Raw genomic sequence first — 8,238 nt, forward strand, 5'->3', positions numbered from 1 at the left:
AAATTATCATTATAAATCAATATCTTGCAGCAACAAGAAGAGATAAATCACGTGCAAATGTGGCAGGATTACATGAAATTGCCACAACACGTGATACTGTTGCCTTCGCTAGTTCACAAACTTGTCCCTCTGCACCAGCACGAGGAGGATCAAAAACAACAGATTCAAAACATTCAAGTTCCCTCACAGAGAGTGGATGGCGAAAAAGATCGCGTTTTTCACAAGTTACTGTTTTTAAACCAGTTGAAAAACGTGCTGCTGAACTCAAATTTTCTAATGCTTTCTCATCATTTTCTACTGCATGAATATTCATCTTTTTAGCCATACGCAAAGCAAATGTTCCTACCCCTGAAAATAAATCAAGAGCATTCTTTGCTTTTTTTAAATGAGTCAAAATAATGTTGCCCATGATATTTTCAGCTTCGCAGGTTGCTTGAAGAAAACCACCAGAAGGAAATTCAACACGGATATCTCCAAAATAAATCACTGGTTTTTCTCGTTCAATCAAAACTTCACCGTCAACGGACAAACGTGTAATTCCATGTGAAAGAGCTGCATTGATCATTTTCTGACGAAGTGATTCATGGTGTATAATGCAGCCACTAAACGCAACATCTAAACCATTTTGAACACGTGTAATCGTAACATGAAACCGTTTGACAGAGCTGCTTAGAAAAGCGCAGAGCTCTCTAATATTACGCAACTGAGAAATAAGTTCTGGACAGCTTACTGGACATTCCTCAAGAGCTACAATCTCATGAGAGAGATAACGGTTAAAACCAACTTTTTGGCCTTGTGGGGTCATTGATGCTGTTAAAGTCATCCGCCGTCGACTATAGGGTTGGCATTCTATTAAAGGTGCAACAACACTATTAACTCCATACTTTTTAAGTGCATCAACAACCAATTGTCGTTTCCATACGCGATAAGCATCAGCACGCCAATGCTGAAGAGTGCAGCCTCCACACTCTCCAAAATGCTGACAAAGCGCATCAACGCGTTCTGGTGATTTTTCTTTTAATGCTATATATGTTGCATATTTTCCACGAACAGTAATTTCAACACATTCTCCTGGCAAAGTAAAAGGAACATAAACAAGGCCGTACGGTGTCTTGGAAGTACCATAACCATTTGCTCCAATATGGTCGATTATAACATGATCACTCACTGTTGCTTTTCTCCGAATAGTAAATATTCTACATTGCCATCACCACCTGTAATAGGGGAAGGAAGTAAACCTTTTGCACGCCACCCCGTTTGAGTATCTAGCCAGATAAAAAGCCCCTCAGCAGTTTCTTTAGCTCTTGATGGATCTACTATCCCTCCCTTACTAGGTGCTTACGGCCAACCTCAAACTGAGGTTTTACTAATAAAACAGCCTGAGCCCCCTTCTTGGCTAACAATAAAACGGGAGGCAATGCAAGTTTGAGAGAAATAAAGCTAACGTCTGAAACAATAAGATCAATTTCCCGCCCGCCTAAATGTTCCTGTTGAAAATCTCTAACATTTAAACCCTCTAATAACGTTACAGCACTGTTGCCCGATAAACATGTATCAAATTGATGATGCCCAACATCGACAGCAATGACATGGGCTGCTCCACGCTCCAAGAGAACTTGTGTAAAACCACCTGTTGATGCACCAACATCAATGGCTGTCACTTTATCCGTTATAATCGGAAATCTATCAAGTGCTGCAATCAATTTCAACGCTGCCCGCGAAACATAATTCTGCGCTGGGTCACAAACGACAATCTCTGCATTATCAAAAAAGGTTTGCCCCGCTTTTAAAACGATTTCACCATTAACTTTAACTGTTTGCCGCATGACAGCATCACGCGCACGGGAACGTGTCGTAAAAAAGTTTTTTTCCACTAAAAGAATATCGAGCCTTTTTCTGGAAGCCATCTCATACTCGAATTTTCTATTCTATTCGAATTTCGCGCCCCATGGTCGTTAAAACCGTGTTGACAATACCCATCGCATCAAGCCCAATCGTTGAGAGAACTTTTTCTGGTGAACCATGATTTAAATATTCATCAGGAAGTTTTAGTGTACGAGCTTTCAAACCATGCTCTAAGAGCCCTTCTTGTGCTAAAAATTGTAATAAATGCGCTCCAAATCCGCCGATTGCACCTTCTTCAATTGTCACTAATACTTCATGCTCACGTGCTAAACGACGCATCAAGTCCTTATCCAAAGGTTTTGCAAACCGTGCATCTGCAACTGTTATCGATAACCCCTCTGCTCCCAACAAATCAGCAGCTCGCAATACTTCTGACATCTGCGTTCCAAAACAAACCAGAGCGATCCTATTTCCTTCACGCAGAACACGTCCTTTTCCAATCTCTAATAACTCACCACGTTGTGGTAAATCTATACCGATACCTTCACCACGTGGATAACGAAAAGAAATGGGCCCCTGATCATAAGCTGCAGCTGTACGCACCATATGCATCAGTTCAAGTTCATCTGAAGGCGCCATAACAACAAACTCAGGAAGGGTGGCCAAAAAAACAATATCAAAACTGCCAGCGTGCGTTGCACCATCAGCCCCCACAAAACCTGCTCTATCAATGGCAAAACGTACCGGTAATTTTTGAATTGATACATCATGAATAATTTGATCATAAGCACGCTGTAAAAAAGTAGAATAAATTGCAACAAAAGGCTTATATCCTTCACAAGCAAGTCCTGCCGCAAAAGTTACGGCATGTTGCTCAGCAATACCAACATCAAACATTTTTTCAGGAAATTTTTCTGCAAAAGAATCAAGTCCTGTCCCTGTTGGCATCGCTGCCGTTATGCCAACAATCTTATTATCATGGCATGCTTCTTCTATTAAAGCTTTAGAAAATACCTTGGTATAGGGTAAAATATTACTTGATGTCTTAACCTGTTTTCCTGTCGTGACATCAAAACGATTAACACCATGATATTTATCGGACGAGGCTTCTGCAGGCGGATATCCCTTTCCCTTATGGGTTACAACATGCACCAAAACAGGACCATGAGGATATTCACGAACATTTTTTAAAACAGGTAATAAATGCCCTAAATTGTGCCCATCTATGGGGCCAACATAATAAAAGCCAAGCTCATCAAATAACGTTCCGCCAACCAAAAGGCCACGCGCAAACTCCTCTGAACGACGTGCCTTATCCCAAAAAAACTTTGGCAATTTTTCGCTCAACATTTTTACGCGTTCACGTAAATGACGATAAGAAGGACGAGATACTAACCGTGCAAGATGTGCACTCATAGAACCTGTAGGCGGTGCGATAGACATATCGTTATCATTCAAAACAACAATCAAGCGTGCATTCAAAGCTCCAGCGTTATTCATTGCTTCATAAGCCATACCCGCAGACATTGCACCATCACCAATGACAGCAATGACTTTGCGTTTTGTCTCTGCTTTCAAAGCACTTGCCACCGCCATGCCAAGCCCTGCCGAAATAGAAGTCGATGAGTGCCCCGCCCCAAATGGATCATACACACTTTCTAAGCGTTTTGTAAAACCTGATAGCCCACCCTCTTGACGTAATGTACGAATTTTTTCTCTACGCCCCGTTAAAATTTTGTGCGGATAGGTTTGATGACCAACATCCCAAATAATCCTATCCTCTGGTGTATCAAAAATATAATGTAATGCAACTGTAAGCTCAACAACACCAAGTCCCGCCCCAAGATGGCCACCTGTTACAGAAACCGCATCAATTGTTTCGGTCCGCAACTCATCAGCCAACTGTACCAGATCAGACTCAGGTAAAGCCCTCAGATCTTGTGGAAAATAAATACGATCAAGCAATGGCGTTAAAACCCGAGACAAAAAAATTCCTTCCTATTATCTTAACTCACGAAAAAGCCGTGGTAAAAACATATCTTCTCTACTCTTTTATTGAGAGTTTTACACCTTTTTTATTGAAAAATGCTTGTCTCTCTTATCCCTTTAAGAGGATTGATGATTTTTCCCATTTTTAGCTTATTTTATAAAAAAAAATCAATAAAATTTCTTGTTCATAAAATAAGGTTATTGCATCTCCTCGTCCCACAATAAATACCCCAAAAAATATTTAATATTATTGAGCATCAAGTGGTTCTACTCCTTCTGGAAAACCTTCCTGCGAAAGCTGAATTTTTTCAACTTTTGCTTCAGCGACCTTCAAGAGTTTTTCACAATGTTCTTTAAGCGCTTCACCACGTTCATAAATATCAATGGATTGTTCTAAAGGCACATCGCCACGTTCTAAATTCTCAACAATAACTTCAAGTTGCTTAAGCGCTTGCTCAAAGGTTAAAGCCGTAATATCCCCCTCTTGTATCTCTTTTTTCATATGAACCTCAAAAAATTTCTGTTCTCGATATACGAATTCCAAAACCTTCTAAACCTGCATAACGATGTTCTTTAGAAGCATAAATAATAACAGAGCCTATTCCTAAATATTTTAAAATTTGTGATCCTAAACCAATTTTGCGCCATTCTTCTTCGCGTTCAATTGCCTGCGCATGCTTCTCTGAACCTTCTCGTATAATCCCCTGAATACCTGTAGCTGATTGTACATTAACAGATGCTGCACGCAAATAAACAAACACACCACGCTCTTCTTTTTCTATCATACGTTGCATGATAGCTGTAATATCTGGAAATTGCCCAAAAACATCATTCAAAATATTTTCGCGATGCAAACAGACAGGAATGTCCTCACCATCACAGATATCGCCAAAAATAACTGCAATATGCTGAACAGCTTCCCAGGGGAGTTGATAACTTTGAACAATAGCAGAACCTACAGGTGTTTCAATAGCTATTTCTCCAACAGACTTAATCAAGATTTCTTTACGCTGGCGGTAAGCAATTAAATCTGCAACCGTTATGATATGCAACCGATGTTCTTGCGCAAATTTTGTAATCTGATCGCCATGTTTGACGCTTCCATCATCATTGACTAACTCACCAATAACACCAACCGGCGGTAAACCAGCTAATTTACATAAATCAACAGCGGCTTCTGTGTGACCTGAACGCAAAAGAACTCCCCCTTCATGTGCAATCAAAGGGAATATATGTCCAGGACGAACAAAATCATCCGCACTTGCACTTGAATTTGCAAGATTACATACCGCTAATGTACGGTCATGCGCTGAAATCCCTGTTGTTATGCCGTGTTTAAAATCAACAGTAACAGTAAATTGCGTCCCATGCGCAGAGTTATTATCTCGTACCATAGGATCAAGATGAAATCGTTGTGCTTCTTTTTTGGGCATAGGTGTACACACAATACCTGTTGTGTGACGAAGAATAAATGCCATCTTTTCTTCTGTACAATGAACTGCTGCAACCGTTAAATCACCCTCATTTTCACGGTCATTATCATCTGTCACCACAACAATTTCACCGCATTCAAAAGCTTTAAGCGCAGAAACAATTTTTTCTTCATTATACGCCATTATTCACCTTCTCAATCACCCAACTTGACCGCGATGTCTTAAATAGTGGTCAGCAATAGCACAAGCAACCATCGCTTCACCAACAGGAACAGCACGAATCCCAACACATGGATCATGGCGTCCCTTCGTTATAACGTCTACATCCTGACCATCAATATCAATGGAGCGACGAGGCGTTAAAATTGATGAAGTAGGCTTTACAGCAAAACGTGCAATAATTGGCTGTCCACTCGATATTCCTCCCAAAATACCACCCGCATGATTGGATAAAAAAAGTGGTTTTCCATCATTTCCCATCCGCATTTCATCGGCATTTTCTTCTCCTCTCAAGCGGGCTGCCGCAAAACCATCACCAATTTCAACCCCTTTTACCGCATTAATTGACATAAGTAAGGATGCAATGTCTTGATCAAGTTTTGCGTAAATAGGAGCTCCTAAACCTGCCGGAACATTTTCTGCAACGATCTCAATAACCGCACCAACAGATGTTCCATCTTTACGGATTTTACGGATATAATCACTAAAAATCTGAACCATCTCTGCATCAGCTGTAAAAAAAGGATTATTCTCAACCTCTGACCAATCCCAACGATCACGATTAATATGATGGGGACCAATTGCTATCACAGCTCCTCGTACAACCAAACTAGGAACAACTTTACGAGCCAATGCACCAGCCGCAACACGCGCTGCTGTCTCGCGCGCTGAAGCACGTCCTCCCCCTCGAAAATCACGAATGCCATATTTAACATCATACGTATAATCTGCATGACTAGGACGATATTGATGAGCAATTTTCCCATAATCTTGAGAGCGTTGATCTGTATTTCGAATCAACAGAGAAATTGGTGTGCCTGTTGTAACTAATGTTGTTCCATCTTCCTGAGCAATCGCTCCTGAAAGGATTTCTACTTGATCCTGTTCTCGGCGCTGCGTTGTATATAAGGATTGCCCAGGCCTACGCTTATCAAGATAAGCTTGAATTTCTGCAAGAGTAAAAATAATTCCAGGTGGACAACCATCAATGACGCAACCAAGAGCAGCCCCATGACTTTCACCCCATGTTGTTACACGAAACAAATGACCAAATGTATTATGCGACATGAAAAAAGATCCGTTTCTCTATCAAATATACGCAACGACAATACATATTGAGCTATACACAAAACAGCTCTTTATTCCAAAATATTCTTGGCCGCTTTAAATTTTGTCAAATCACCGCTGTCTAATACGGGGCCTTAAACCAAACTTATTCTTTAACGACAGAAATATCTGGTGCATCAACGGCTTTCATACCGATGATATTATAACCTGAATCGACATGATGAACTTCACCGGTAACAGAACGAGACAAATCTGAAAGAAAATAAAGAGCAGAATCACCTACCTCTTCAATTGATACCGTACGACGTAAGGGAGCATTATATTCATGCCATTTTAGAATATAACGGAAATCACCAATACCTGAAGCCGCTAATGTTTTAATCGGTCCAGCAGATATCGCATTAACACGAATATTTTGGGGACCTAAATCTACCGCTAAATATTTTACGCTCGCCTCAAGAGCTGCTTTAGCAACCCCCATTACGTTATAATTTGGAACAACCTTTTCCGCACCATAATAGGTTAGTGTTAAGATTGAACCACCCTCTAACATTAACTTTTCTGCACGCTTTGCTAACGCCGTTAGGGAATAAACCGAAATATTCATGGTCATCATAAAATTTGATTCGCTGATATCAACATAACGACCACTCAATTCATCTTTATCAGAAAAACCAATAGCATGAACTAAAAAATCGAGTTTGCCCCATTTCTTCTCTATGACTCTGAAGACCTCATCAATAGAGGCACTGTCAGAAACATCACAATGTCCACAAACAAACCCATTTAATTCTCCAGCCAAAGGCTCAACACGCTTTTTCATTGCTTCACCCTGATAGGTGAAAGCAAGCTCTGCCCCTGCAGCACTCGCTGCTTTAGCAATTCCCCAAGCGATGGAGCGATTATTGGCCAACCCCAAGATTAAACCACGCTTACCATACAATAAACCATTACCCTTAGCCATCAGCACTGCCCCATTGTTACTTAAAATTAATATTATTTATCTGCCTATGACACAGGTCAACTTTTTCTTCAAGTAATTGGTTTAAAATCAAACAAAAACTACGCTTGGTCTGTATAAAAAATTTTAAAAATTAATCTTTTTGCATTTGAAAAAACTGTTCTAGCGCTGCATTTCCACCTTCCGGCAACATAATACGGACATGCACATAGAGATCATCTCTTGTACCATTTTTTAAACGAAGTCCTTTTCCTTTCAACCGCAAAACGCGATCAGAACTTGACCAAGCAGGAATCGTTAAAACCACACGTCCCTCCAATGTCTCAACTTCTTCTTTTACTCCCAAAACAGCATGTTTCAGAGAAACGGGTAAATCAAGATGAAGTGCTCTTCCTTCAACCCGAAATCGAGGATGTTTTTGAATCTGAATGGTGATCAACGCATCGCCTGCTTGCCCATGAGGAACCTCTTCTCCCTGACCTTTTAAACGAATAGTTTGCCCGTCTTCAATATAATCGGGAAGTTTAATTTTTAACTTTTTTCCATGAGGGAAAACAGCTTCCACTTTTTCTGCACCAACCATCTGCTCTAATGTTATGGTAAGATTAGCACGAATATGGGCTCCTTGTTGAGGGCGATTATAGTGTGTGGAATTTGAAAAGCCACCGCCTCCCCCAAAGAGATCGCGAAAAATATCACTCGCATCAAAACCTGGGGCCCCTG

At 40.6% G+C, this 8,238-nt stretch carries 7 protein-coding genes and 1 pseudogene; all 8 read right to left on the minus strand.

Features of this window, described 5'->3' with window-relative positions:
* Nucleotides 1-16: 16 nt before the first annotated feature.
* Nucleotides 17-1,168: a class I SAM-dependent RNA methyltransferase gene (locus BN338_RS00285; RefSeq protein WP_244427574.1), complete on the minus strand. Its 1,152-nt coding sequence runs from the start codon at nt 1,166-1,168 to the stop codon at nt 17-19.
* A pseudogene (locus BN338_RS00290) lies at nt 1,165-1,907 on the minus strand (TlyA family RNA methyltransferase). Before BN338_RS00290 ends, BN338_RS00285 begins: the two are co-directional and overlap by 4 nt.
* 16 nt (nt 1,908-1,923) lie before the next feature.
* Nucleotides 1,924-3,831: a 1-deoxy-D-xylulose-5-phosphate synthase gene (dxs, locus tag BN338_RS00295; RefSeq protein ID WP_039757963.1), complete on the minus strand. Its 1,908-nt coding sequence runs from the start codon at nt 3,829-3,831 to the stop codon at nt 1,924-1,926.
* Between the two features lie 250 nt (nt 3,832-4,081).
* Nucleotides 4,082-4,336 carry an exodeoxyribonuclease VII small subunit gene (locus BN338_RS00300; RefSeq protein ID WP_039757966.1) on the minus strand — a complete coding sequence of 85 codons (255 nt, stop codon included), beginning with the start codon at nt 4,334-4,336 and terminating at the stop codon, nt 4,082-4,084.
* 7 nt (nt 4,337-4,343) lie between these two features.
* On the minus strand, nt 4,344-5,450 hold the full coding sequence (gene ribB / locus BN338_RS00305; RefSeq protein WP_039757968.1) for a 3,4-dihydroxy-2-butanone-4-phosphate synthase: 1,107 nt from the start codon (nt 5,448-5,450) through the stop codon (nt 4,344-4,346).
* A 15-nt stretch (nt 5,451-5,465) separates the two neighbouring features.
* Entirely contained in the window at nt 5,466-6,554 is a 1,089-nt protein-coding gene (gene aroC / locus BN338_RS00310; protein WP_039757971.1) for a chorismate synthase, read from the minus strand.
* Between the two features lie 145 nt (nt 6,555-6,699).
* Nucleotides 6,700-7,518: an enoyl-ACP reductase FabI gene (gene fabI, locus BN338_RS00315; protein ID WP_039757974.1), complete on the minus strand. Its 819-nt coding sequence runs from the start codon at nt 7,516-7,518 to the stop codon at nt 6,700-6,702.
* Nucleotides 7,519-7,648: 130 nt separating this feature from the next.
* Nucleotides 7,649-8,238 (minus strand): DnaJ C-terminal domain-containing protein (locus BN338_RS00320; protein ID WP_083868400.1); only part of this gene is annotated, 590 nt, incomplete at its 5' end.

It is taken from the genome of Bartonella queenslandensis AUST/NH15 (assembly GCF_000312585.1).
Classification (GTDB): domain Bacteria; phylum Pseudomonadota; class Alphaproteobacteria; order Rhizobiales; family Rhizobiaceae; genus Bartonella; species Bartonella queenslandensis_A.